This is a genomic window from Paenibacillus barcinonensis, assembly GCF_003217495.1.
GTDB classification, from domain to species: Bacteria; Bacillota; Bacilli; order Paenibacillales; family Paenibacillaceae; genus Paenibacillus; species Paenibacillus barcinonensis.
In genome coordinates, this window is the sequence record NZ_QJSW01000011.1 from 15,769 (window position 1) to 42,736 (window position 26,968).

General features: G+C 45.7%; 24 protein-coding genes. 7 read left to right on the top strand and 17 right to left on the bottom strand.

Annotated elements, in window-relative coordinates; all coding sequences use genetic code 11:
- Positions 1 to 17 precede the first annotated feature (17 nt).
- The 5 genes from DFQ00_RS16805 to DFQ00_RS16825 form a co-directional block, all read right to left on the bottom strand.
- Positions 18 to 1,058, bottom strand: coding sequence for a BMP family lipoprotein (locus DFQ00_RS16805; protein WP_110897657.1), 1,041 nt, complete (start codon positions 1,056 to 1,058; stop codon positions 18 to 20).
- A gap of 566 nt (positions 1,059 to 1,624) precedes the next feature.
- Positions 1,625 to 1,984, bottom strand: a complete 360-nt coding sequence (rplT, locus tag DFQ00_RS16810) for a 50S ribosomal protein L20 (protein ID WP_017689664.1) — start codon at positions 1,982 to 1,984, stop codon at positions 1,625 to 1,627.
- 78 nt (positions 1,985 to 2,062) lie between these two features.
- The gene (rpmI, locus tag DFQ00_RS16815; protein ID WP_062320217.1) at positions 2,063 to 2,263 is read right to left on the bottom strand and encodes a 50S ribosomal protein L35; all 201 of its coding nucleotides are present in this window, start codon (positions 2,261 to 2,263) and stop codon (positions 2,063 to 2,065) included.
- 24 nt (positions 2,264 to 2,287) lie between these two features.
- The gene (gene infC, locus DFQ00_RS16820; RefSeq protein ID WP_110897658.1) at positions 2,288 to 2,782 is read right to left on the bottom strand and encodes a translation initiation factor IF-3; all 495 of its coding nucleotides are present in this window, start codon (positions 2,780 to 2,782) and stop codon (positions 2,288 to 2,290) included.
- Between the two features lie 339 nt (positions 2,783 to 3,121).
- Positions 3,122 to 4,360 carry a glycosyltransferase family 2 protein gene (locus DFQ00_RS16825; protein ID WP_110897659.1) on the bottom strand — a complete coding sequence of 413 codons (1,239 nt, stop codon included), beginning with the start codon at positions 4,358 to 4,360 and terminating at the stop codon, positions 3,122 to 3,124.
- Positions 4,361 to 5,121: 761 nt separating this feature from the next.
- Here DFQ00_RS16825 and DFQ00_RS16830 point away from each other — a divergent pair.
- Positions 5,122 to 5,649, top strand: a complete 528-nt coding sequence (locus DFQ00_RS16830) for a phosphatase PAP2 family protein (RefSeq protein WP_110897660.1) — start codon at positions 5,122 to 5,124, stop codon at positions 5,647 to 5,649.
- Positions 5,650 to 5,699: 50 nt separating this feature from the next.
- Positions 5,700 to 6,851, top strand: a complete 1,152-nt coding sequence (locus DFQ00_RS16835) for an MGDG synthase family glycosyltransferase (RefSeq protein WP_110897661.1) — start codon at positions 5,700 to 5,702, stop codon at positions 6,849 to 6,851.
- Between the two features lie 126 nt (positions 6,852 to 6,977).
- Here DFQ00_RS16835 and DFQ00_RS16840 read toward each other — a convergent pair whose 3' ends face one another.
- The 3 genes from DFQ00_RS16840 to DFQ00_RS16850 all read right to left on the bottom strand — a co-directional run bounded on the left by DFQ00_RS16840 (position 6,978) and on the right by DFQ00_RS16850 (position 10,503).
- Positions 6,978 to 8,528 carry an ABC transporter substrate-binding protein gene (locus DFQ00_RS16840; protein ID WP_425271035.1) on the bottom strand — a complete coding sequence of 517 codons (1,551 nt, stop codon included), beginning with the start codon at positions 8,526 to 8,528 and terminating at the stop codon, positions 6,978 to 6,980.
- 100 nt (positions 8,529 to 8,628) lie between these two features.
- On the bottom strand, positions 8,629 to 9,564 hold the full coding sequence (locus tag DFQ00_RS16845; RefSeq protein ID WP_244213888.1) for a carbohydrate ABC transporter permease: 936 nt from the start codon (positions 9,562 to 9,564) through the stop codon (positions 8,629 to 8,631).
- Positions 9,565 to 9,597: 33 nt separating this feature from the next.
- The gene (locus tag DFQ00_RS16850) at positions 9,598 to 10,503 is read right to left on the bottom strand and encodes an ABC transporter permease (protein ID WP_110897663.1); all 906 of its coding nucleotides are present in this window, start codon (positions 10,501 to 10,503) and stop codon (positions 9,598 to 9,600) included.
- Between the two features lie 486 nt (positions 10,504 to 10,989).
- Here DFQ00_RS16850 and DFQ00_RS16855 point away from each other — a divergent pair, with 486 nt between their 5' ends.
- Positions 10,990 to 13,245, top strand: coding sequence for an AraC family transcriptional regulator (locus tag DFQ00_RS16855; RefSeq protein WP_110897664.1), 2,256 nt, complete (start codon positions 10,990 to 10,992; stop codon positions 13,243 to 13,245).
- A gap of 80 nt (positions 13,246 to 13,325) precedes the next feature.
- Here DFQ00_RS16855 and trmB read toward each other — a convergent pair whose 3' ends face one another.
- Both trmB and DFQ00_RS16865 read right to left on the bottom strand, forming a co-directional pair.
- On the bottom strand, positions 13,326 to 14,081 hold the full coding sequence (trmB, locus tag DFQ00_RS16860; RefSeq protein ID WP_110897665.1) for a tRNA (guanosine(46)-N7)-methyltransferase TrmB: 756 nt from the start codon (positions 14,079 to 14,081) through the stop codon (positions 13,326 to 13,328).
- A gap of 151 nt (positions 14,082 to 14,232) precedes the next feature.
- On the bottom strand, positions 14,233 to 14,433 hold the full coding sequence (locus DFQ00_RS16865; RefSeq protein WP_110897666.1) for a hypothetical protein: 201 nt from the start codon (positions 14,431 to 14,433) through the stop codon (positions 14,233 to 14,235).
- A gap of 305 nt (positions 14,434 to 14,738) precedes the next feature.
- Between DFQ00_RS16865 and mnmL the strand changes: the two genes are divergently transcribed.
- The 4 genes from mnmL (at position 14,739) to DFQ00_RS16885 (ending at position 18,395) form a co-directional block, all read left to right on the top strand.
- On the top strand, positions 14,739 to 15,692 hold the full coding sequence (mnmL, locus tag DFQ00_RS16870) for a tRNA modification radical SAM protein MnmL/YtqA (protein ID WP_110897667.1): 954 nt from the start codon (positions 14,739 to 14,741) through the stop codon (positions 15,690 to 15,692).
- Complete coding sequence (mnmM, locus tag DFQ00_RS16875; protein WP_110897668.1) at positions 15,693 to 16,277, top strand: tRNA 5-(aminomethyl)-2-thiouridylate-methyltransferase MnmM; 585 nt, start codon at positions 15,693 to 15,695, stop codon at positions 16,275 to 16,277. It begins immediately after the preceding gene.
- A gap of 69 nt (positions 16,278 to 16,346) precedes the next feature.
- On the top strand, positions 16,347 to 17,324 hold the full coding sequence (locus tag DFQ00_RS16880; RefSeq protein WP_110897669.1) for a type I phosphomannose isomerase catalytic subunit: 978 nt from the start codon (positions 16,347 to 16,349) through the stop codon (positions 17,322 to 17,324).
- Between the two features lie 96 nt (positions 17,325 to 17,420).
- Entirely contained in the window at positions 17,421 to 18,395 is a 975-nt protein-coding gene (locus tag DFQ00_RS16885; RefSeq protein WP_110897670.1) for an alpha/beta fold hydrolase, read from the top strand.
- A 145-nt stretch (positions 18,396 to 18,540) separates the two neighbouring features.
- Here the strand turns inward: DFQ00_RS16885 and odhB are convergent, their stop codons facing one another.
- The 7 genes from odhB to DFQ00_RS16925 form a co-directional block, all read right to left on the bottom strand.
- Positions 18,541 to 19,800 (bottom strand): 2-oxoglutarate dehydrogenase complex dihydrolipoyllysine-residue succinyltransferase, encoded by a 1,260-nt coding sequence (odhB, locus tag DFQ00_RS16890; RefSeq protein ID WP_110897671.1) that lies wholly within the window; start codon positions 19,798 to 19,800, stop codon positions 18,541 to 18,543.
- Positions 19,801 to 19,805: 5 nt separating this feature from the next.
- A complete protein-coding gene (locus DFQ00_RS16895; protein WP_110897672.1) occupies positions 19,806 to 22,682 on the bottom strand; it encodes a 2-oxoglutarate dehydrogenase E1 component in 2,877 nt (958 codons plus the stop codon).
- An 842-nt stretch (positions 22,683 to 23,524) separates the two neighbouring features.
- The gene (locus DFQ00_RS16905; protein WP_110897673.1) at positions 23,525 to 24,010 is read right to left on the bottom strand and encodes a GNAT family N-acetyltransferase; all 486 of its coding nucleotides are present in this window, start codon (positions 24,008 to 24,010) and stop codon (positions 23,525 to 23,527) included.
- A 277-nt stretch (positions 24,011 to 24,287) separates the two neighbouring features.
- Positions 24,288 to 24,722, bottom strand: a complete 435-nt coding sequence (locus tag DFQ00_RS16910) for a GNAT family N-acetyltransferase (RefSeq protein WP_110897674.1) — start codon at positions 24,720 to 24,722, stop codon at positions 24,288 to 24,290.
- 117 nt (positions 24,723 to 24,839) lie between these two features.
- Entirely contained in the window at positions 24,840 to 25,208 is a 369-nt protein-coding gene (locus DFQ00_RS16915) for a YybH family protein (RefSeq protein ID WP_110897675.1), read from the bottom strand.
- Positions 25,209 to 25,237: 29 nt separating this feature from the next.
- Positions 25,238 to 25,744 carry an 8-oxo-dGTP diphosphatase gene (locus tag DFQ00_RS16920; protein WP_110897815.1) on the bottom strand — a complete coding sequence of 169 codons (507 nt, stop codon included), beginning with the start codon at positions 25,742 to 25,744 and terminating at the stop codon, positions 25,238 to 25,240.
- Between the two features lie 242 nt (positions 25,745 to 25,986).
- Complete coding sequence (locus DFQ00_RS16925) at positions 25,987 to 26,775, bottom strand: DUF3891 family protein (protein ID WP_110897676.1); 789 nt, start codon at positions 26,773 to 26,775, stop codon at positions 25,987 to 25,989.
- Between the last annotated feature and the right edge of the window lie 193 nt (positions 26,776 to 26,968).

The window sequence follows — 26,968 nt, forward strand, 5'->3', positions numbered from 1 at the left end:
CAAATGTTTCTACGTTATTACTCTGTAGGTACTTTGATTTCGCCGCTGATGATTTTTTCTTTGTATTCGTCAACTTTAGCCAAAATTTCAGGAGACACATTTTTACTGGAAGTGTCCGCAATACCTACGCCATTTTCTTTCAGCGTCAGATTCTCGGAGCCGCCCTTGAATGTACCGTCAACAACTTCTTTGTTTACGCGTTTAACCGCTTCGTCTACTTTTTTGATCATGGAAGTCAGTGTAACATCATCGCCAAATTCCAGAGATTGGTCTTTGTCTACACCAATTACCCATACAGCTTGACCTTGCTTCTTACGAGCAATCGCTTCGTTGAACACACCGTTACCTGTTGCACCGGAAGCGTGGAAAATGATGTCTACGCCTTTGTTGTACAATGTAGCAGCTGCCGCTTTACCCAGGTCAGGCTTATCAAAAGCACCTGTGTAGTTTGAAATGAACTCAGCTTTAGGATTTACAGCCTTAACGCCTTCTCTGAAGCCTACTTCAAACTTTTTGATCAGCGGGCTCTCCATACCACCAACGAAACCAATTTTGTTTGTTTTTGTTGTCAGACCAGCGACAACACCAACCAGGAAAGATCCCTCTTCTTCAGCGAATGTTACGGATTTTACATTAGGTGCATCCACAACGCTGTCGATGATAGCCAGTTTGGAATCAGGGTTTTGCTCAGCTACAGTTTTGATAGCATCTGCCAATTGGAAACCGATACCCCAAGTCAGATCATATCCACCTTTAACGAATTCGTTCAGGTTAGGAATGTATTCCTCGTCAGATTTACTTTGCAGGTATTTAACTGCTACACCTGTTTCAGTTTCAGTTGCTTGAAGAGCTTCCCAAGCGGATTGGTTAAAGGATTTGTCGTTAACGCCGCCTACGTCAGTAACCATACCGATTTTGAGGTCGGATTTCGCTTCAGTGGAAGTACCACCGTTGTTTCCTCCGGCATTTGTTTCTTCTTTCGGTTTGCTTCCGCATCCTGCGAGCATCACCGATACTGCCAGCAACATCACCAGAGACAAGCTGAGCATTTTTTTCATTTCTCTTTTTCCCCCTTAATAATATGTCCCTTTCAAATCCTGTCTGCATTGCGCAATCAACAAATAGAAAAGCATACTTAAAGCAAGAATGTCTGCTTAATGCAACCCTAAAAGCGCATTCTTATCTTCACGATTGCTGCTCCTCTGTCGAAAAGCCGAACATTATGACCCGAAAAGAAAAATTTAGGACTGGCCTACTAGAGGTGATTATACAATCAACCAGTGTTAAAATCCAGATGTATAATCACCAAAGTTAACTTATTTTTGTACTTTTTTTGTTGAAAACGCTTAATAATTTAGCGTTTTAACACACTAACGTTATAGCGATGTGATGTTAAATAACAAACACATATCATCCATGCCCGAAACCGATGAAAAACAAGGGGTTTTCTTTGCACTTTTATGCCGTTGTAGTATATGTAATGCCAGTTTGTGATATTCATCCACAACGCTTCTCGCCCGGTTCATTTGACCGCTGACGATACATTTAGCTTGTTCTTCCTGTTCCGTTCTTATTCTCAGTCCGTAAAAAAAGCCGCCATGTACGGCGGCTTGCAAATACAGATTTAAGCGTTGATTTTGCCTTTAGCTACAGTAGCCAAAGAGTTGAACGCATTGATGTCGTTAACGGCCAGATCAGCCAGCATTTTACGGTTCATGTCTACACCAGCAAGCTTCAATCCGTGGATCAATTTGTTGTAAGACAAACCATTCATACGTGCTGCAGCATTGATACGAACGATCCACAGTCTGCGGAAGTTACGTTTTGTGTTGCGACGATCACGGTATGCGTAAACCAGGGATTTCATTACTTGCTCGTTAGCTGTTTTGAAAATGCGGTGTTTAGAACCGAAATAACCTCTTGCCAGTTTCAATACCTTTTTATGACGACGACGTACTACAAAACCGCCTTTTACTCTTGCCATATTAAAGAACCTCCCAAATAAATATTAAATGTATCCGTGATATGTGTTCGGCCTGAGCCGATCCCCCATACGGATGTACTATTTCAAGTTAGCCAAACCTTGTTTCAAACGTCTCACGTCGCCTGCTGCCATTACCGGGTTTCCGTTCAGAACGCGCTTAGCACGTTTGGATTTGTGGGAAAGCAAGTGGTTTTTGTGAGCTTTGTAACGAAGGACTTTACCGGAACCGGTAATTTTGAAGCGTCCTTTCAAACTGCTGTGTGTTTTCATTTTAGGCATGTTGTGTTTCCTCCTTCAATGTTATCAGGCTTTAGGAGCCAGAATCATAATCATACTGCGGCCTTCCAGTTTTGGCTGGCGCTCAACGGTGCAGAGTTCTGCAACTTCCGTTTTCACACGCTCCAAAATGCGTTGACCAATAGCGGCATGCGCAATTTCACGTCCGCGATAACGAACGGAGCATTTCACTTTGTCGCCTTCTTTCAAAAACTTAACTACATTACGAAGCTTCGTTTGATAATCGTGCTCCTCAATATTGGAACGGAACCATACTTCTTTAATGTCAACAATTTTCTGGTTCTTACGGGCTTCTTTTTCTTTCTTTTGCTGCTCATAGCGGAATTTGCCATAGTCCATGATGCGGCACACCGGCGGTTTAGCCTGTGGCGCCACATTGACCAGGTCCAAGTTCAGGTCAATTGCCATTTGAAGTGCTTCACGAATGGGAGTAATCCCGATTTGCTCTCCTTCAGCCCCGACAAGGCGTACTTCCTTCGCCCGAATCTCGTCATTAATCATGTGATCTTTACTAATAACCGTCCACCTCCAGGTCATTTTGAATATCCTGTTACACAAAAATAAAAGGGATGCCGGTCTAGCTACCGACATCCCTGTAATCAACACAATTCTTCATGAGTATACACTTCATAAATTATTGGGATCGTTGACCAGCCAACTTATGTTGGTCAGGTGAGAAGTCGGACTTCTGCTTGTGATTCCATTTGCTATTTGTTTAACACACTTGAATACTATACCACTTGCCTATCGTCATTGTCAACACCAAATGCATTATTTTTTCAATCCTTGTGACATACGCATAGGCATGAGGTTATGATCGGGAATTAACCTCTACAAAAATTATCCCTGCTTGCTCTGAACCTCATCCAGACGCACAACACGAGTGTGCTGCGTGTGACTCCACTGTTTATTGTTCTGTGTAAAGAACGCATAGAACGTAATCGGATACCAGGACAACAGATAGATCGGGAACAGGATCAGATAGAGATATACTTTTGCAAAAGTAACCTTCTCGAGCGCCATCGACAACAGGAACGTTAGCACATTCATTCCGATCGCCAGGAAACCAACCCATAACGGGAAATATCCGTAAATGTTCGCAATGTGCGGGCCATTAAACACATAGATGTCCAGTGACATCACAGCGGTTAGCAGGAAGGTTAGCAGTACGACATACACGTTGGCACCATACACAGCCAGGTCGAACTTAACCAAGCTACGTTCCTTAATGGACTGCCATAGTAACGGGAAGAAATATCTTCTTGCTACCGTGAAGTGACCCTGCATCCAACGCAGACGTTGTCTTGCTGACGCTTTGAAGGTCAATGGTTTCTCATCAAACACTTTGGCATCGTAGTTAAACACAGGATATACGTTACGCTGTACGCTCCGCATGGTGAACTCCAAATCCTCTACAAGACTTGTCGCCCCCCAGCCAATTTCTTTGAGCAGATTCGTTTCAAAACACATTCCGGTTCCACCCAGAAAATTAGCCATGTTCAGATTGTGACGGGACAACTGCCACAAACGGTTGATGTACCAGTAGGATACACCATAAGCTGCGGTAATCCAGGAATCTTCAGGATTCTTCGTATCAATATACCCTTGAATAACGCGGGCTCCATTACAAAGATCATCGTTCATTTCAGTAAGGAAGTTTTGCTCCACCAAATTATCGGCGTCAAACATTACAACCGCATCATATTGGCGTGGCAAATCCCATAAATACTTGAGCATCCATTCGATGGCATATCCTTTACCTCTGAGGTCTGGATTAGTACGAACACAAGCATTCCAGCCATGTTGACGGACAATGTCCGCCGTACTGTCTGTACAGTTGTCACAGATGACAAACACATCATACAGATCCCGTGGATAATCCAGTTGCTTCAGATTTTCCATTAGCGCACCGATTACTTGTTCCTCGTTGTGTGCTGCGACAAGCACAGCAAATGATTTTGTTGCAGGATAATGTTTCTTTTTCTTTTTCTTATACAGACCGAACAGCGAAAACGTGAATTGGTACACAGCCAGCAGCGCCAAGATGACCTGCAGCGTGACAATTATAGCGTCCAACATCGTTCTCTGTTACCCCCTTTTTTTTAAAACCCAGATTACATAAGCGTTCTCTTCCTGATTCTGCATCTCATCTTTTTTTGTAAATTGCAGAATATGACCCTGTTCTTTTGAGTAATACGCAAATATTTCAGGCAATGTTTCAACTCCATGGCAACGACCTGTTGACCGCTTTATTGATTCTGTATTCTTTTCAGCTAATTGTCAAAACCCCAATTCTACTTCCTAAAGCAGAAATGTGAACTTAAAACGCTGAATATACACTCCGTCATGCCACAACCTTGCATTCATGCCTGTTATATCTTATTTTCAGCCGTTTTCTTGATTTTTATTTCTAAAGTCCCTTCTTTTTTGTGCGGCCCGCTGCAGTTGAAGCATGCTTCTACCTCAAATAACGTAATTAGGCCCCAAAAAGTTTGATCTGTAACTCACATTTTTTTACCTGAATCGAAACTCACATTTTTTTACCTCAAATCGCCCATGTTGAATCATTGTAGCTTTTTTCAACAATCGAAGTCAAAAAGAAGCATTGGTTCTTCACCCACTCTTTTACATGAAATTTACGTTCTTTACATGTGTTCATCTTGAAAAGGACAACATTTAAAAATATGATAAACATAACCCCGAAATAACCTTGAGACCTCGAGGACATTTATTTCATTCCCTTGAACAGGGGGTATATCGTAATCAAGGCGAAACCGGACACTGGTAACATCCCGGAAATACTGCCGCCCTCGGGGCGGCCTGACTGGCAGGAGGCCAATATGAGCCGTTTTATCTTAAAGTTTCAACAGTACGACCGTAATGTGTTTATGTGGATCAATGGCCGTCTTCATAACCGGTTTATGAACTTCTGGCTATACTATTTCACCCATCTAGGCGGGGCAACGGCTTCCATTGCTGTATCTCTGTTCATCTGGCTTCTCGCACCGGCTCCATGGAGCACGACCGGGCTTCAGGCCTGCATCGCTTTGGCGGTAAGTCATATCCCTGTAGCTATAGCCAAAAAGCTGTATCCACGCATTCGGCCATATTTGGCCATTCCGGATACCATCACTTTTCGCAATCCTCTAACGGATCATTCGTTTCCATCAGGGCATACAACAGCTATTTTTTCGGTTACAGTCCCCTTTATGGCTGCTGAGCCGTTTCTTTTGCTCACATTGTTGCCTGTGGCTATAATTGTCGGATTCTCTCGGATTTATCTGGGGCTTCATTATCCATCCGATGTTTTGGCAGGAGCCACAATCGGTACTTTAGTCGCACTTGCGACAGTTGCATTCTGGGCTTAAAGCCGATATGTTAGACTCAGGAAAACCTAGCAGGAACAGGTGAAGCAAGCGTGGAGAAAAAAAGAATTTTACTATTATCAGAAGGTTTTGGTGCAGGTCATACTCAGGCAGCCTATGCACTGTCCAGTCATTTACGGAAGTTGTCACCTCATCTGCAAACGAAAGTACTTGAGCTGGGAAGCTTCCTGAACCCGAAAGTCGCACCGCTTATTATCAATGCTTACAAGAAAACAGTAACCAATCAGCCAAAACTAATTGGTTACGTATATAAGCAGCAATACAAAAAACCAATCAATCGACTGACTACTCTTGCACTGCATAAATTGTTCTACACCCATACCCGCAGTGTTGTTCGTCAATTGCATCCCAATGCTATTGTGTGCACACATCCGATTCCGAGCGCCGTGATCTCCCGATTAAAGCGCCTGGGCACGCAGGTTCCGCTGTGCAACGTCCTAACGGATTATGATGCGCATGGCACATGGGTTAGCCCCGAGGTGGATCTGTACCTCGTTTCTTCAGAAGAAGTAAAGGCCAAGCTGATGCACCGTGGAGTTGCAGTCGACAAAATTAAAGTCACAGGCATACCTGTGCATCCAAACTTCTGGGAACACCCCCATCATGATGAGATTCGTTCCAGATTCAATCTGAAGAACATGCCCACTGTGCTTGTAATGGGCGGTGGCTGGGGAATGCTCAGTGATAAAGTGGTTCATCAGCTGTTAGCGCGGTGGCATGAGGATGTACAGATCATTTTTTGCCATGGCCGCAATGACAAAGCACGGTTTAGCATGGAACAGGACCCTCTGTTTCAAAAAGAAAACATTCATATTATTGGATACACAACGGAAATTGACAAATTAATGGAAGTATCCGATCTATTGATTACCAAGCCCGGCGGAATGACCTGCAGTGAGGGTTTGGCAAAAGGCATCCCTATGTTATTTCATAACCCCATTCCAGGGCAGGAAGAAGAAAATGTACATTACTTCACGTCCAAAGGTCTAGGCGAACTCATTACCTCGCTGGATGTGGTTGTAAAGTGGATGAACAAGCTACTACGCCAGTACCCGGAAATCGTGCAGAAGCGCCAGCGTCATCTGACCGAGATCGCCAAAGTACATCCTATGGAAAGTGCCCAATGTATTATGAATCTGCTACAGGATATACAGCCCTCCTCCTCAGAGGAGACCCCCGTATAACCTGAGTAGTAGCTCAGCAGAATGATCCCAACACGTACACTTACACGTACAATTGAAAAAGGTGCCTTCAGAGCGAAGGCACCTTTTTTTTGTTATTCAAGCTCTCTTCTATTTGCACTTTGTTGACTATTGTATGCCCGCAGATTTCAAGTACTCCTGCCATTGCTTCGTGTACTCAGACTGAATTTTCTCCAGGCCTGCCTGTTTTGCCTTTTCCATAAAGGTTTTAAGTCCACCCTCAACATCAGCAACGAGGCCTACGTTAAGCGGATACAAATACTGCTTCTCCACTTGCTCCAAAGCGGCTTTCTCTGCCTGATAAGGCGTCCAGTCTTCCGCAAAGCCAGTGAAGATGTCCGGCTTTTTAATTTTGTCGAGATCTTTGAACATGGTCAGTACCTCATCAAAGCTCTTGTCGTAAAGCATGAACTCTGGATTACGCCATGCCCAACCATTCATGCCTTCACGCGGGAAGCCATTGCTTTGCGAATCTCCGATCATATGATAATATCCGTCTTTTACTTCAAAGTTTTTGCCTTCTACACCATACTCGGTCAGCCAGTTATAACGTTTATCGGTAACCATTTTCTCATAGAATGCAAGCGCTCTTTCCGGGTTTTTGCTGCTACGCGGAATAGCAAAGCCGTTGTGAATTGGATGCACCGGCTGTGCAAAGCCTTTTGCATTTGGATAAGGGAAATATCCCAGCTTCCAGTCTGGATGAGTAGACTGAATTTTGATGACGTCAGAGTTGAATTTGTTTGGGTTCTCCCCGGCAAGAATAACAGCTGCTTTACCATTTTGAAGCAAGGAATTGGACGTATCCTTCACGTTCAGTACGTTTTTCGGGAAAAAGCCTTTATCCATCCAGCGTTTGTATGTTTTGAGATCCTCCAGATGCTGTGCAGAGCCCCAGTAAGACGTCACTGTGGATGGTGTGTCATACATAATATCCAGTCCGTATGGAAGCTGTCCTGCTGTATTTACCAGCTTGGACGTCAACTGACGAATACCATGTGTATGGTTTGCATTGCTGTCTGCAATCGGAATCATGTTTGGCTCATTGGCTTTGATACCCTCCAGATAAGCCTCCAACGTCTCCAAGGATTCCGGCTTAGGCAGGTTATACTTCTCGCGCAAATCTTCGCGATACGCAATACCTTCCGTTACGTATTCAATCCATGTGGATGGAACAGTGTAGATTTTATCGTTGATTTTAACTGCATTCCACATATCATCTGGGACATGGGATTTCAGCTCAGGTGTCTTAGGCAAAAGTTCGTCCAGGGGCAGGAATGCGCCTTTTTTCGCATAGGACTGATAATTCGTCCAGTCCGCTGTGAAGATCAAGTCGATCGGCTGTCCCGAGGAGAGCAGCAGTTTATATTTTTGATCCCAGTCTGTCCAGGAGGTGTAATTGAATTTTACATTGACGTTTAAATCTGCCTCTGCCAGCTTGTTTATTTCGGATTCAATTACAGGCAGGTCTTTAGGCGCGTCCCCCAGCATGTAAAATTGCAGCGTTACCTTCTCACCTTTATTATCGGATGAGCCCCCCTGCTCACTGCCTTGCGCATTTCCTCCAGAACCGCTGTTACAAGCGGCCAGCACCCCGGCAAACAGCATCAGGGCAAGTACCAGAGACAGGTGCCGAATCATTTTGTTACGCATACGCATCCTCCCTTTTTGTGTTAGACCTTATATATGTTAGCGCAGACTCGCTATGCATCAGACCCTCACCAGCACGTAGGCCTGAAGTCCCCAGCGTGTATACGTTCTAACCTTTGACTGCTCCAATCGTAAGTCCCTTGACAAAATACCGTTGCACAAACGGGTACAAGAAGAGAATCGGGCCGGTGACGATAATAGCCATCGCCATCTTGGTGGACTCTGTTGGAACGTCCTGACTGAGTGTAACACCTGTACCAATCGCCATCTGATCAATAAATGTAATCGTATTCATGGTGTTGTACAGATAAAATTGCAGCTGGTACATGTCCGGGTTGTTAATAAACAAGGATGATGTAAACCAGTCATTCCAGTATCCAAGGGCTAGAAACAAACCTACTGTCGCGATGCCCGGCATCGCCAGTTTAAGCACAATGCTGAAATAAATTCTAAAATCGTTAGCTCCGTCAATCTTCGCGGATTCAATCAGTTCATCTGGTACAGCAGAACGAATGAAGTTTTTCATCAAAATAATCAGAAACGGCGTCATCAGTCCTGGAAAAATCAACACCGTATACGTATCCGTAAGGTTGAAATAGTTTGCCAGCATAATGTACCAAGGCACAAGCCCCCCGCCGAACAAGGTCGTGAAGTAGATGAAAAAGGAGAACTTGTTGCGATATTTGAAATCTTTGCGCTGCAATACAAATCCAGCCATTGTGATAAAAAACAAGCCCAGTGTTGTGCCGACAACCGTCGTAAACACCGTCACTCCATATGCTTTGAGAACCTGAGTCGGGAATTTAAATACCATCTTGTACCCTTCCAGTGAGAAGTGTGTCGGAAACAGATGATAGCCGTCCCGTACGATGGATTCGTTGCTACTGAATGATCCTGATAAAATAAGCAAGAATGGCAGCAGACACATCAATGACAAAATAATGATGACACTGTAGGCAATCACTTGAAAGGCCAGATTGAATTCAGAATCTTTCGCACGAGTGCGGGTACGAATTCCTCTTTGCGTATGCGTTTGTGTGCTCATATAGTTCTCCCTTCTGCCCCGCGGGCGGATATATTAGAACAAGGCGTAGTCTTCATTAATTTTGCGAATGATGTAGTTGACGGTCATGATCAGGATAAAGCCGAATAACGACTGATACAGCCCTGCTGCGGTTGCCATGCCAATATCGAAGGTCACCTTCAAAGAACGGTAAACATACGTATCAATGATATCCGTAGCGTTGTAAAGCACGCCATTATTTCCGATTAATTGATAGAACAGGTCAAACTGTCCTTTCATAATGCTGCCAAGCGAGAACAACAGCAAGATGACAAAGGTTGGCTTCAGCATCGGTACCGTAATGTACCAGATCCGTTGAAAGATGTTGGCTCCGTCAATGCGGGCCGCCTCATAATACTCGTCACTTATTCCTGTAATTGCGGCCAGATAGATGACCATGCTGTACCCGAGATTTTTCCATAGATAAAAGATAATGATCAGAAACACCCAGATCCATGGTGTATTGTAGATATCAACTGGCCCTGCTTCAAACCGCTTGAGTACCGTGTTCACAAACCCGGATTCATAGTTGAACATATTGTAAGCGATTACACTTAATAGAACAAAAGAAATGAAGTAAGGCAGAAACATGACGGACTGGGTTATTTTTTTGAACAGCTTGCCCCGAATTTCACTGAGCATGATTGCACAAATGATTGCCAGGCCGTTCCCCAATATAATGAAAGCTAGGTTGTAACCAACCGTGTTGGTCGTCAGTTTCAGCAGCATGCCCGACTGCCAGAGGAACTTGAAGTTATCCAGCCCGACAAATGGACTCCCGAACAGCCCTCCTGCAAAATCATAACTGGTAAATGCGTAATAAATACCGACCATCGGAAAATACGAGTTAATTAGAAAAAAGATCAGCGTGGGCAGCAGCATGAGAAACATGATTTTGTTTTTGTTCAATTCTTTGAGCATGGCTCGATCCCTCCCGAATTGTAGCAGCGATGCGTGATGAATGTTGTGGCGTTTAACGATGATGTAATGTAGCGATGTGCATGATACATGATGAGATGTGATGAGATGCATCGTGAAGCTCTGGATTTATTGTAAAACGCCATTGTTTAATTTGGATACTGAAGCTTCCTGCCAGATCATGAACGATACTGTGAATTTAGCTGTGAACAATTTGAACCATTCATGAAATGAACGCATGTACGTTCACAAAAGTTGATATCGTGCATGCTCCTCAGCAAGTGAACAATCCAGCGAAAGTTGAACTTTATGTAGTGATCATGAACTGAAAAACCGGTTTTTTATTGATGAAAACGCATACATACTATATAATTCAAGGTACTCTTGTAATTCTGTTCCACAACTTATGCAATCCGATATCTCATGTGAAATGACATGAAAATATATAAGTTCACTCCTATTCATCAGCAGGTTCAAGGGGGATAACCAATGCGCAAACGTTCAGAGGACAGTCAGAAAGTATTCGCGCGAATTCTGATTGGCATTATTCTAAGTACAGCAGCAACACTGCTTGTGGCCTCGGCTATTCTATATGTAAATTATAATCGGATTGCTCTGCGGCAGGTCTATCGTACAGATATGAACAGTCTCACCCAGACCAGTCGTGAGGTAGCCAAAATGACTGAAAGCGCCAAATCACTCTCGTATCAAATTTATCAGGACTATACCATCTCTTCCCTGCTACTCTATTCCAAGCCAAGCATCTATCAGATCACGTCCGCAATGGAGCAGCTTGATAATTACCGTATGTCTCTTCCTTTTATTGAATCCATCTATGTCTACAATTCCAGAAACGATGAATTTTTTATCAGTTCCGACGGTGTTCGCAACGGGCAGCAGTCTGTCTCCGAGATTGACGATCAAGGCATTAAAAGCATTCTCGACCGATTCCATGACTATAGACCCTTTGTACCCATTCCGCGTACGTATAAGGTTGGCTCAACCGGAGCCAGTGAAGTAAACAGTTATACGTATCTGTGTTATGACACAATTAACGACAATGCCAAGCTGAATTATGCCGTTGTCGTTAACATTAAGGATGACTGGCTCAGTCCCAATATCAATGCGGCAGATCAACCCGGCAAAACCTTTATCGTCAACGAAAAAGGAGATTTGTTATCCGACTTCGGAGATCGTCCGTTACTCAACAACCTCTCTGATGAAGCCTTCATGCGTCCGATTATGCAGGATACAGAACATTCTGCTTATTTTACCGCTCCAGTAGACGGAGATAAATCACTAATTACCTATACTGCTCCAGACAGTCTGGGATGGCGTTACGTGCGAATTACCCCCTATGATCTCATTACATCAGACATTCGCAGTATGCGTACCCATACGCTCCTGTTCTGCGCTATCCTGCTGGCTGCTGGACTTATTCTCTCTTATTTGGTATCCAGGAAGTTATACCATCCGATTAATAATGTGCTTGTCCGCATGCGTGTGATGGAGGCGGAACGCCGAGGAAGTCTTCACCTGTTAAGACAGGATTTTTTGCGCGGCGCACTGCAAGGAAGAGAAACGGTCACCTGTAATATGATGGAGGAACGGATGAAATTCTATGGTTCTGCTGTTGACGTACATCGAACATCTCGACTGGTGCTGCTTCGTATTGACCATTACACGGAATTTTGCGAGACTTACCGGGACGATACCAAATTGGTCAAATACGCTATGATGAATATCTGTACCGAGACAGCCGACCTGCATTATCATGCTGAGGCGGTAGACATGGGCGGTGACCTGATCACACTCCTGTTTAATGAAAAATCCAAGCATGATTCACTCTCGAGCAGCGCATCTCATCAGATCGAGGAACTGTTGCGTATGATGCAAGCTGCCGTCATGACTCATCTCAAATGCTCCATCTCCTGTACAGTGGGTCCAGATGAGCAGTCACTCGAGCAATGCATTGAAGGTTATGCCCGTTCAGCCGAGGCCTCCCTACACCGCTTGTTCATGGGCCCAGGCTGTCTCATCTTTACGTCAGACATCATGGCGTATCAGAGCAAGGAATACACTTTCCCTGCAAACAAAGAAAGACAGCTTGTAGACTGCTTGATGACTGGCAAAACGGAGGAAGCCAAACTAATCTACACCGACATTGTCAGTGAAACGGTGTCCTATCCATTCAACGTCTTTCAACTTGCCTTATCTCATCTGACGATGACACTGAATCATGTACGCAACACCCTCAAGAAAAATAATCAGCTTCGATTGGATTCTGTCTCTGGTAGTCTGATGCTTCCGGTGAAAAATGCAGAGGATATCAGCGAGGTGCATGAGCACTTCTACCGAATGTTTGATGAGCTTGGCTCCAAGGTGGAGGAAAAGCGTACACTCAAGCATGAAGAACTCATTCGCAAAATCAATGATATCATTGAACGAAACTACGCTGATCCGAATCTATGTCTGACCTCCATAGCCGAGGAGTTATCTATGTCGCCCATTTATGTCAGCAGGCTGTATAAACAGCTCACCTTAAAGGGACTCACAGACGTTATCAATGAGACACGAATTACCAAAGCGCAGCATTTACTCCTAGAGACCGAAAGCTCTGTTGCAGATATTGCCGAGAGAACCGGTTTTACGAATAGCTCTTATTTCTATCGCATGTTCAAAAAATTTAACGGTGTGACCCCTAACGATTATCGTAGAAAAGAGCTTCACGCTGACCAGCTCTAACTGATTCCCGATTGGTCTCTATACACACAAAAAAAGCGGCATCCAAGGGCCGAACATTAGCCCCGGATGCCGTTCTATAATTACTCTTTGTCCTGACTCTCATCAGACTCATCTGTCGCTTCACGCACTTTATACTTGTCCAGACGCATTTCATTGTACTCTCGCAGAGCCTCTTCCCCTACAATAACTTCAACCCGATGAATATTCATACCTTTGCCCATAAATTTCTGCTCGTACTCGGTCATGACATGCTCCTCGTTCAGACCATCACGGTGCAGGTTCAATGACAGGTTTGTCATCTGCAGGCCAAAGTCAGCGATCGAATTCAAAGAAAACTCAAACAGTGTTTCAGAATCCGTCTTAAAATGAATCTGCCCTTTTGGGTTCAGTAATTCTACATATTTCTTCAAGAAGCGAGGATGTGTCAACCGGCGGCGTGCATGCTTCGCTTTTGGCCAAGGATCACTGAAATTCAAATAGATACGTTCCAGCTCCTTCGGTTCAAACACATCTTCAATCTGTTCAATATTGGCCAGCGCCAGCTTGAGGTTCGGTGGTGTCTCCACTTCAGCCTGACTCCAGGCGTTACGTGCTTTCTCACTCGCACGGCGTACCAGTTCATCATACATATCAATGCCGATGAAATTGTATTGCGGATATTTATAACTCATTTGACTGATGAATTGACCTTTACCCATGCCAAACTCAACAAAGATCGGATGATCGTTGCCAAACAGCTCAGCCCACTTGCCCTTATGTTGCTTTGGCTCCAGTACAACAAGATCCTCCTGCTGCTCCAGATTTTCTCGAATCCCTTTTCTGCCACGTAAACGCATTATATTCCTCCGTTTGTCCATACTAGTCTCAGACTCATTTTGCCGAAGAACCGGCCAATTGTAAAGAGCAATGAAAAAGGAATCTTCGGACCTGCCAGATTGGGCAGATCTCAAAGATTCCCTTTTCGATTTATTTGGAATTGGGGTCCAACTACTTTAGTAGTTCATAGTCTACCTTATCTTGGTGTGAAAAATCAAATGTCTTTTCGAAAGCATCGCGAACTTTTTTTCTCGCAATCGCTTTCACTTCCGGATTGCCATTAAAACGAACACCAGTCAAGGCCAGCGCCTCTTCTGCAGTCAATTCAACGGATACATGCTGGAATTCATTATTCTTAACTTGTGAATTCATTCATATCACCTCACGGTATAGTATGATCCATGACGTCAGCATTCATTCAAATGCTACGATGAAAACTACTCACTGGATGGTGTCTGACGTTAGTTTAAATATAACATAAGGTGTAAAGTGTATCAAGTGAAAGCGGTTAATTTAAAGCCCTTTTTTACGTTTTCATTCCCCTTTTTTTCAGATATTTGATACAATGAATGACGAAAACAGCATAGCGTCTAGCGCTCATGTTCAAGTATGATATTTCCATACCATATATACCAATTGAAAATTGAAGACACAGATTTTAAAGGAGTACCTTAAACATGAATGCATCCGCTTTACAAGCTCCGCTGATGTGGGGGGATAAACGATTCCACACCTGGAATTACGAAATGCGTGAGCAATTTAATAACAAGGTGTTCAAAGTGATGCTGGATGCCGGATTTACCTGCCCTAACCGGGACGGCTCTATAGCCAAAGGCGGCTGCACCTTCTGCAGCGCAAGAGGCTCGGGTGATTTTGCAGGTAGCAGACGCGAGGACCTTGTCACTCAATTCAATACCATCCGGGACAAGCAGCACCTGAAATGGCCGTCAGCTCACTATATCGGCTATTTCCAAGCTTATACCAACACCTATGCTCCTGTAGAAGAATTGCGCGAATATTTTGAAGAGATTTTGCAGCAGCCCGGTGTGGTCGGTTTATCCATCGCTACCCGCCCGGATTGCTTGCCTGATGATGTAGTTGAGTATCTGGCAGAGCTTAATGAACGCACCTATCTATGGGTAGAGATGGGACTCCAGACGATTCACGACTCCACTTCAAATTTGATCAACCGCGCGCATGATACAAAATGTTATGAGGACGCTGTTCACAAGCTGCGCAAACACAACATTCGGGTTTGTACACATATTATCTACGGTCTGCCTCAGGAAACACATGAAATGATGCTGGATACCGGGCGTGCCGTAGCCCATATGGATGTGCAGGGAATTAAAATTCATCTGCTGCACCTGATGCGCAAAACGCCAATGGTGAAGCAGTATGAAGCTGGCTTGCTTCGATTCCTTGAGCAGGATGAGTACATTAAACTGATTGTTGATACGCTTGAAATGCTGCCGCCTGAAATGATTGTACATCGTCTCACAGGAGATGCCCCGCGTAACCTGCTGATCGGGCCAATGTGGTCACTCAACAAGTGGGAAGTATTGAACTCCATTGACCGCGAGCTGCGTGAACGGGACTCCTGGCAGGGTAAGTATTGGAGGGGAGCATAAGTGGGCTTTTTATCCGTATTGAGCTGTGCCCACCAATGGATCAATTCCCGGTTGCAGCCAGGCGATCTGGCGATTGATGCCACGGTAGGTACAGGCGCTGATACATTATTTCTGGCGCAGCAGGTAGGCCCTCGTGGGCAGGTCATTGGCTTTGATATTCAGAGTGAAGCCCTCACACTGGCTCAGGCACGCCTACGCAAGCACTCCGAGGGCAATAAGCTTGGCTCCATTTCCCTGCTGGAGCTAAGTCATGCACGAATGGCTGAAGCTGTGCCAGAGATGTGGGCAGGACAAGTAGGGGCCGTCATGTTTAATCTTGGTTATTTGCCTGCTGAAGGTGCAGATGCCTCCATCATAACCGAGACAAGCAGTACCATCGCAGCTCTTGAGTCTGCCCTGTCATTGTTACGTACTCGCGGTATTATTACAGCTGTACTGTATCCGGGCCACGACGGAGGCGCTCAGGAAGCTGAGGCCGTATCGGCATGGGCTGCAGCGCTACCTGTTGATCAGGCTCAGGTTGTCATTTACCGCCAGCTACAACGGACAACATCTCCATATCTGATTGGCATCGAGAAAAAGTAAGGATACACAGGCTCCGCCTGGAACCGTTTAAAGCGATTCACCATTTCATATACTAAGAGGAGAGATACCATGTCTACGCCATATCCATTACAATTCCAACCTGAATTCAAAGAACGTGTATGGGGCGGTCGAGCGCTTGAGCATTTTGGCTTGACCCCACCTGAAGGACATATTGGTGAAGGCTGGATGATTGCCGATCATGCTAATGGTACAACCAAGGTTATTAACGGTCCACTGGCTGGTAAAGGTCTGGATGAGATCCGGGAGCAATTCGGCACAGCCTGGCTTGGAACGAAAGGTGTTTCCGAAAAAGGGGGACGATTCCCACTGCTGATCAAACTGCTCGACTGCAATGACGATCTGTCCGTTCAGGTCCACCCGACCGATGATTATGAAGCTCTACCTCCGGGTGAACTGGGCAAAACGGAAATGTGGTATGTGCTTGATGCCAAGCCTGGCGCTCATATCATTTATGGACTGAACGAGGGTGTGGATCGGGACGCTTTGAAACAAGCGCTGGAGAATGGTACTGTGATGGATACTTTACGTCAAGTCCCTGTTGAGGCTGGAGATACCTTCTTCATCCCTGCTGGAACAGTGCACGCACTCTGCGCTGGTGTTGTCGTGGCCGAGATACAACAAAACTCGGATACTACCTACCGTATTTACGATTACAACCGTCCTGGACTGGATGGCAAACCACGTGAACTGCATGTGCAGGATTCTTTGAATGTCACGGCATATGAAGGCGCAGGAGCCACAACCATGAAAACAAACCATGCTGTGCCGGGAGAATGGCTCCAGCTTGCTGCATGTCCGTATTTTGTTGTGGAAAAAGGGCTTGTGACCGATCATTGGGAATTGAACACTACGACAGACAGCTTCACGATTCTGGTCGTGTGCGAAGGCGAAGGCAGACTGGATTGGTCTGGCGCCGAGAACGAACATCTGACCCTGAGAGCAGGTCAATGTTACCTGCTGCCAGCCAATCTGGGTTCTTATACATTGAGCGGGAATACTACTGTACTACGTTCTTATCTTCCATAACCTTTAACCAAAGACCTGATGAGAACTGCATAACGAAAAACCTGGAGATAACTCTAATAAAGTTACAGATAACCTGTGAAGGAGGCATAACACAAGATGCAGGAATCTACCTTTACGTTGATGGGCAATGAAGGGGCCCGTATTCATGTGTACCGCTGGCTTCCCGATGCAGACGAACACATTCGAGCTGTTGTTCAAATCGCACACGGTATGGGCGAGACGGCAGCACGTTATACCGAATTTGCGGGTTATCTTACCAAGCATGGTTACGCCGTATATGCCAACGATCATCGGGGGCATGGCAAAACCGTGGAGAATCCCGAATTACTGGGCGATCCTGGTGTGGACGCTTTTCGCTGGATGGCTAGTGATATGCTCAATCTGGGGGAATTGGCGGCTAAGGCCCATCCAGAGGTGCCTCTGTTTCTTATGGGGCACAGTATGGGTTCCTTTCTGGTCCAGTATCTGATGTATGCGGGGCATGATAGATACCATGCATTTTTGCTGTCTGGTACTAACGGAAAACGAGGATTACTCCGTTTTGGAGAAAAGCTGGCCTTACTCCAATGTGGGATTCAGGGAGATGCTCATCGCAGTATGCTGCTGAATGCAATCATATTTGGCGGATTCAATCGTGCCTTCCGCCCTGCCTCAACACCGTTTGACTGGTTGTCTCGTGATCATAATGAGGTGCAGCGCTTCATTGATGATCCGATGTGCGGGGCCATCTGTACAGCAGGTTTTTTTCGCGATTTCTTCAAGCTGCTACAGGCAATCCATCTTCCGCAGCATATGGAGCGCATCCCCAAGCATAAAGCAGTTTTCCTTTTTTCAGGCGAACTTGATCCTGTCGGTCTGCGTGGCAAAGGTGTACTCAATCTGTACTCCCAGTATATGAAGCTTGGGCTCCAGGATGTAGAATATCGTTTATACCCTGGCGGGCGCCATGAGATGCTTCACGAAACCAATCGAACAGAAGTCACACTGGATGTTCTGGATTGGCTTGAGCGCCATATGCCGGATAACCAGCAGGAGCAGGCGACCCAGAAATTCCAGCAGCAGGTACATTAAATCTAACCTGCATTAAAGCAAAATCCCCTGAAGCAAGGCACAGTCTGTACTGTGCCCGCTCAGGGGATTTTCCATTCTATTGCGGAATCTCAATCTCAAAAGCTCATAGGAATGAAATAAAGTCCGTTGCAGACATTCAAACTTCTTAACCTTCGATCAACAGGGATTCCGGATCTTCAAGCAGTTCTTTTACCGTTACCAGGAATCGAACCGCTTCGCTTCCATCAATGATCCGGTGATCATATGACAAGGCAATATACATCATTGGACGGTTTTCCATCCGTTCAGCATCAATCGCCACTGGACGAAGCTGAATTTTGTGCATACCGAGAATACCCACTTGTGGTGTATTCAGAATCGGAGTGGACAACAACGAACCGAAGGTACCGCCATTGGTAATTGTAAACGTTCCACCTTGCAGATCAGACAAAGCCAGCGTGTTGGAACGCGCCTTGGAAGCAAGGTCGGCAATGCTTCTTTCAATCTCGGCGAAGCCCAGACGATCAGCATCACGTACAACAGGAACGACCAAGCCTTCTTTGGCTGATACAGCAATTCCGATATCATAGAACTTTTTCAACACGACGTCTTCGCCATCAATCTCCGCATTAATCGTAGGGAACTTTTTCAGTGCACCGACTACCGCTTTGGTGAAGAACGACATGAATCCAAGATTGATATCATGCTTCTCTTTGAACTTGTCCTTACGGCGTTTACGAACGTCCATGATCGCTGTCATATCAACCTCATTGAAGGTTGTCAGCATCGCTGCTGTCTGCTGCGCCTCAACCAAACGTTTCGCAATTGTTGCCCGGCGTCGAGACATACGCTGACGCTCTACCGGTTTGGTAAATGTAGAAGCTCCGGCCGCTGGAGCGGAAGGCGCTGAAGCCGGAGCTTTTGTAGCAGCCGGTGCTACTGGAGCAGAAGGCTGACTGCCATGGCTTTTCACATCTTCCTGATACACACGTCCGATTGGGTCTTTGCTTTGCACTTGATCCAGTTCGATTCCGCGCTCACGAGCCAGCTTGCGAGCAGAAGGGGAAGCTGTTTTGGTGCTGTCTGATGACTCAGGCGGCGCAGCTACGGGTGCTGGTGCAGCTGCTGGCGCCTCAGGTTTGGACTCAACCGCTGCCGGTTCAGAAGCAGCCGGAGCGCTTCCTCCCCCTGTTCCGACTGAAAGAGTACCGATCGTTTCACCGATCTCAACGGTCTCGCCTTCCTGACGAATGATTTTCTCAAGCACACCGCTCTCCTCAGCACTAATCTCAATGTTGACTTTATCTGTCTCGAGTTCAAGCAGAACATCACCCTGGTTAACGGTGTCTCCTTCTTTGACCATCCATCTGGATACCGTTCCCTCCGTTATTGACTCACCCATTGCAGGTACTTTAATTTCACTCACAGCTGTTACCTCCCCAGTGGAATATTATTCTTCGTAGTTTGCTTCAACGCTGCAGTAATAAACAATTGCTGCTCCATACTATGCACAAGCTGATAACCGCTGGAAGGACTCGCATGTTCTGGACGGCCTTCATATCTCACAGTAGCACCTTCAGGTGCGATATCGCGGAGACGAGGCTCCATGTATGTCCATGCACCCATGTTTTTGTTTTCTTCCTGTACCCATACCAGCTCTTTCAATTTGCTGAAACGTGCGAGGACACGTTTGATTTCTTCCGCCGGGAACGGATAGAGCTGTTCTACGCGGATAATATGCAGCCAGGACCAGTCTGCCTCTTTGTCCTTGTCAATCGCATCTTCCAGATCAATCGCAACTTTACCGCTGCAAAGAATGATGCGTTCTACCTGATTCGGTTTGGTACCAAGTCCTGGTTGCTCCAGCACAAGCTCGAATTTGCCTTCACTGAATTCCACGGCTGGTGAAGCCACACGAGGGTTACGAATCAAACTTTTTGGTGACATCATTACAAGCGGACGTGCATCTTCAGTCTCTGTTAATGAAGCTTGACGACGCAACAGGTGGAAATACTGTGATGCACTAGACAGGTTAACCACCGTCATATTATCTTCAGCACACAGCTGCAGGAAACGCTCCAGACGCGCGCTTGTATGTTCAGGTCCCTGTCCTTCGTTCGCGTGAGGCAACAGCATAACCAGACTTGATTTTTGGGACCATTTTGCACGACCTGCCGATACAAACTGGTCAAAGATTACTTGTGCACAGTTCGCAAAGTCACCGAATTGAGCTTCCCAGATCACAAGTGTATCTGGTGAGTATACGTTATACCCATATTCAAATCCGACAACAGATTCTTCGGATAACGGACTGTTATAGATCGCGAAGGATGCCTTCGCTTGTGGCAAATGATGCAACGGGCAGAATTTATCACCATTCTTTGCATCGTGCAGCACCAGGTTGCGGTGCGCAAAGGTTGCGCGCTCTGCATCCTGACCGCTGATACGGATCGGCTTGCCGTCTGCCAGAATGGTTGCGAACGCCAACGTTTCTGCAAGGCTCCAGTCTACCTTTTCGCCTTCGTTCAGAGCTGTGCCGCGACGTTGCAAAATCCGTTGCAATTTCGGATAAACGTTAAAGTTCTCCGGCCATTTCAAGAGGTCTGCATTAATGCTGCGCAGCTGGTCCAGCGGAACCGCAGTTGGCATAACGGTAACCGCCTCAGACTCGCTAATGTTGCGCTGATAATATTCATGCACTTCGTTTTTCTTCATCTGGTCATAAGCTTCCTTCAATCGGTTCGCTACGCCATCTCGAATGTTCGTAATATACGCATCATCAATGACTGCTTCCTGCTTGAGGACCTCCTGATACAGGTGGCTGACCGTCGGATGATTTTTCACTTTGTCGTAAACCAGCGGCTGTGTCGTTTCAGGATCATCCGTCTCGTTATGCCCATAACGGCGATATCCGATCAGGTCGATCAGGAAATCCTTTTTGAACCGATTACGGTACTCGGCAGCCATCCGGATGGCAGCAATACAAGCATCAGGATTGTCTGCATTCACATGCACAATCGGAATTTCGTACCCTTTAGCAAGGTCACTTGCGTAATATGTTGAACGCGAGTCACTGCTATCTGTCGTGAAACCAAGACGGTTATTCACGATAATGTGAATCGTTCCGCCATTCTGGTATCCCGGCAATGCCTTGAAGTTCAACGTTTCAGCCACAATGCCTTCGCCTGGGAATGCTGCATCCCCGTGCATCAGAATGGTTGCTGCTTTGGTTACATCCTGTTTTGGATAACCTGGCTCACGGCGATCATCCTGAGCCGCACGCGCAAAGCCTTGTACCACCGGATTGACATATTCCAGGTGGCTCGGGTTGTTAGCCAGTGTCAGGCGAGCCTGTACCGTCTCTCCGTCTTTGACAAAACGGTTCGCGCCCATATGGTATTTGACATCCCCTGTCCAGCCATAATTAATTCCGGTTGAACCTTCGGATGGAACCAAATCTTTGTTTGGAGCATGATGGAATTCAGAGAAAATTTTGCTGTATGGCTTGCCAAGCACGTGAGCAAGGACATTCAGACGTCCACGGTGAGCCATGCCCATCAAAATATGGCTTGAGCCGGCTTCTGTCATTAGACGAACAGCCTCATCCAGCATTGGCACGAGCACATCATTACCTTCAATGGAGAAGCGTTTCTGTCCTACAAACGTTTTGTGCAGGAAATCTTCAAACTGTTCCGCTTCAACCAGGCGTTCCAGCAAGGCTGTACGCTCTTTGTGCGTTAGCGGTGCTGGTGATGTACGGGATTCCGCACGACGATTCAGCCATTCCCGCTCCTGTACTTCATGAACGTGGCTGAATTCATAAGCAATCGGGCCTGTATAAATCTGACGCAGACGCTGAATCGCATCCCAGCCAGTGGTTGTCTGACCATCTGCGCCTTCCCAGATCAGGGAAGCAGGCAGTGCCTTCAAATCTTCCTCATTTAATTGAAAATGCTTTGGCTCCAGCAAGGAGGTGTCGGTTGCTTCACTGATTCCTAGTGGATCAATATCAGCAGCGAGATGGCCATACGTACGGATATTCCATACGAGCTTGCCCGCTGTAACCGCTTTCTGCAATAGCTGGATATCTACGCTTCCGGAAGCAGTTTGGGCGTTCCCGGAATTCGAAAGAGACTCTGCACTCTTGCCAGACATCGGCGGTGCGCCCCATTGTTCAAACAATTCCCGATATGCCGGCGTTACTGCACCCGGATCTTGGGTGAATAATTCATATTGTTCTTGCACGTATCCCATATTGGGGCCATAGTAACTCTCCCAGGGTTTCATGTTGCCTTTCTCGATCGTCATCGACGTTCCCTCCGTCTTGATTTTGTCATAGGGTTTGACGGAAATCATTGAATAAGCTGTAATTCGCGTTCGTTCAACATTTTAAGCGAAATTTTTCATGAAGTCCAATAGTCGTGCTGCTCGTGGTAATAACGTTGTTCCGACGCTCCCGTCAAAGGTTTGTCTGCGTTTTCAAAATCAAAGTAAAACATTGATTATTTCTACCGTCGCACAGATGTCGAATACTGTCCTGATCCGTTCGAAGGTATACGTGCTTCCCTGATTTTAACGAAGCCCGTGTTCTAATATCTATTCTATAAACTTTTGCGCTCAGGAGCATTTCCTATTTTTAGTCCAATTGATGCATAAATTAGATGAATCGAGTCATTTGCACGATTTTAACTAAAAAGTCGAACGCTGAATGACATCCTAGTCAAGACCTGAATCCCGTTTAAGCCTCTTTTTTACAATTGTGGTCTATTCTACACAAAAACAAACCATACATTATAACATTAACCAATTCGCATATCATTCAACAAGAAAATGGATTTCTCTCCTGACAGTCTTGGGATAAGACAACATGAAACAAAACAAAGCCTCCCGAATGCAAGTATCCGACGGCTTTGATCTTGTACCTTGCTTTTGTTTTTCAGCCCGGCAAATCCCATTTCCCAACGTAGGGACCCCGAGCCTTCTGAATCAGAAGATAGGATTGCTCCCACACAGCCAGTCCATATACGCCTAGATGTGTGTATTTGTTCACTTGCCTGTGCCTCCCCGGTTGAGGTACTTTCTTCAACATCTTGAAGACCTCTATCTTTTATCATCTTGAAGACCTCTATCTTTTATCATCCTGAAGACCTCTATCTCTTATCCTCATCTGCTACGGTATCCAGATCAACTGCAAGACGAATCATATCCACACAGCGAATACCATTCTCGATAATCTCTTCCTCATAATGGGTTACAAAATAGTCCCGCTCCACACCGGTAATCCGAAAACCGCAGCGTTGATATAATTTCAATTGATGAAAACTGGAATTGCCCGTTCCGATCTCCAATATTCGGCACCCCAGCCTTCTTGCAGCTTCCATCGCTTCCTTGATCATGTGTTTACCTACACCTTGCCCCTGCAATTCCTCCTGTACGGCGATGTTTACAATCTCTGCAGTCTCGGGACGAGTCTTGAGTAGCACAAACTCCCCCACCATCTCTCCTTCATACTCCGCGATAAAACAAACCCCTCTGCTCAAATATTCATCTACAATCGTTTTTGAAGGGTCTGCCATCAGCAAGAGTTCATACGGTTTTTCTTCATCCCAGTCCAATATCCGGAACGACAAATTCATGCCAATCCCCACCTTTTCATCAACCAGATTATTCTTTTTCATGCCTTTTGCAGAAGACTATGTATGGCAAATCTACAAATCTTCTTTCCCGAATCAGCTCGGTTTTATATAAGTTAAATTAATGATTTTACACAAATCACTCCGATGACAGATGATAAAGGCGACCGCTAAGCTTTTCCAGGTTTTTTCTGTCCTCTCCGTAAACGTGTAAAAGAATAGCTCAACTTATATAAATGAATGTTTCGTGCGTCATGTTTCTGCTGTCCCACAATCTATGTTAGTTCCTCTGTCTGCTGTCAATGTACCCTGCTTGATTGGAATAATGACGAATACACATTCCTGTCGCTTTCTGCATTGCTTGTCTTTCATAAAAGGTTTGAACTTCCGGATCACACAAAAGGTCAATCATGTACAGTCCTTGAAGCCGCTCAAGCATACGCTGTACAAGAGCACTTCCAATACCTTGAGCTTTGTAATCGGGCAGCACTTCCAGAAGTGGAATGTACGCACTGAGTATCCCGTCCGAGATCGCTTGAATAAAACCGACTACATTCCCGGTTTGCTCATCAACAGCCAGTTCAATCGCATACGACTGCTCCAGCATTTTGAGGAACGTTGAAGCAGAAGGCGGATTCGGCCATCCATCAAAAAAACCTCCGCTTAACTGCTCAAGCTCTACTCCAGCCAGTGTTTCACGAAAGACAATACCCATTTTCAACATCACTCCTTTAAAAAGACCAAACTTCATTATATCATAATATATGGAACAAAATATATAGATATGGATACTATCTGCTTGTTTTTACACCATTTAATGTGTTTTAGCTCATTATTTTCCCGCACTTAAATGTTCATGAACCAGTTTCCAATCCCCTTCAGCCTTCTGGACAAACACATTGGTTGCCCGGCCTTGTCCTGAAGCATAATCTCCGCGAACATATCCTTCCCAGTGGTATGTATAAGTACATACCGCCTGATGCCGATCCACAGCTATCCACTGCACATCCTCTGCACGATACACTTCGTGCTTGACAGTATCCCACGCATTCTCGAAATACGCCCGAATCTCCGCGAGCGTTGTACAGGAAGTGCCTGTGAACCAATACAGTGCATTCGGTGCAAGCAGCCTGCTTACCTGATCAAACTGATGTGTATTGGTGGCTTCTATATATGCTCTCAGTGCCTGCTCATATCCCATGTCGTGCCTCCACTCTGCCATTGTATGAATTACTCTATCTGCATACCGCGCGCTTCATCTCTATATGTTTTGAATGTCTCCTGCAAGGTTTGCCCACTCGACTTTTCCCAGATCACACTTCGTTCAAACGTACCGGCATCGAAAAATCGCGGAAACCGCTCTGCAAACCAGTCCTGCATTGGTAGCTCCAATGCCTTCTGCAACGATACCCATTTCAGCTCACCCTCAGGCGGGTCTGTCAGCAGCTCTCCTTCATAAGAGGTAACCAAATAGTTAAACACCATATATCTCAATCCCTGTTCCGGGTCACAAAACTCATCCAGTCCTTTATACAGAATTTGCTTCACATGAAGCCCCGTCTCTTCACGAACTTCACGTATGGCACCGTCCACAATGCTCTCGGGAAAATCTACTTTACCACCAGGTGCAATATATCCGGGAAACCCTTTGCGGCCTGGTCTATTCATTAATAGAACCTGATCGGTATCCGGGTTCCATATCATAGACATCGTATAAATCTCGACCTTAGCGTTCATTTTGAATCTCTCCTTACCAAGCTGCATTTCACATAATTCCATATGATTTCTGGAGATCATGCATATATTCCTGCTAAACAATCCGGGTTCAATCATATTTACATGAACACCAGATTAGAGAAAAGGCAAGCATATCAAAGACGGACGCCGTTAAACATCGGAGCCCGTCAGAATGACGCTTCATATCTTGGTGTATCCTCGCTTCAATAGTATTCCGGCCCCAATATGGAACAGAGCAATCCTTAGGATAAAGCAGCGATGACCACGCGGCGTTTTTTCCAGTCGGCCCGGCTATAGGCCTGCAGCATTCCGAATTTGCGGATACTGGCTTTTGGCACCGCTTTGTAAGACATCGTTATTTCAAACTCTTCATCAAATGGAAAAAAGGACAAACCTACCTTTTCCCCTGATATCCACTCGGCTTTAACGGTTGGAGTAGTACAATTCTCAAAAGCACAACTGAGTCCCTCTGCGAAAAAATCATAACGTGATGCAGGTGTACCTGGCTCCTCCATACATAAAAACAGACTCAACTGGTCACAGAACAGCATCGTCTCCACATCATTCTTCAGCCGCTGCTCCAGCGCTGCGGCATCACCGCCAAGCGCCCGCTTCAGCTCATCCTGCTGCTGCTGTTCTTCGAGCAGATACTGCCGAATATCCTCATCATCCTGAGGATTGGCGCCCAGTGTTTTCTTAAACAGCTCTGTATACATCAGACTGCACAGTAGCCCGGCATACACATTGTGTTGCCTCACTTCCTCAATCCCCTTGCGATAAAATACGAAACGCGGACGCAGTGGATAATCACGGAAGGAGTACGGAACCTGACTATAGTCATTCCACAATGGCGCAGCATCCAGCTCAATCCAGCCCCGATCATGCTCCTTCGCGGCCAGAATAAGTTCATCCCGGTGTGAACCGGGCGGTAGCCACGCTGTTTTCCAGTGAGCAGCCATATCTCCTGCAACGACTCCATGTTCATGCTGTGCGGTCAAAACAAAATCATGCTCTCTCTCATATACGATCATTTGCTGTCACCCTTCCGCATGGTATACGTTGACTTTTACATTAATTGGGTTACACTTTCCTATAAGCCGCTTTTACCCTGATTCTAAGTAGCTTTATACCCTGAATTCATAACGTCTCATATGAAACAGAGGTTGTAAAGGTGTTGTCAGTTTCCTGAAATTTGTTACACTAATGATTGTGTCACCGATTACA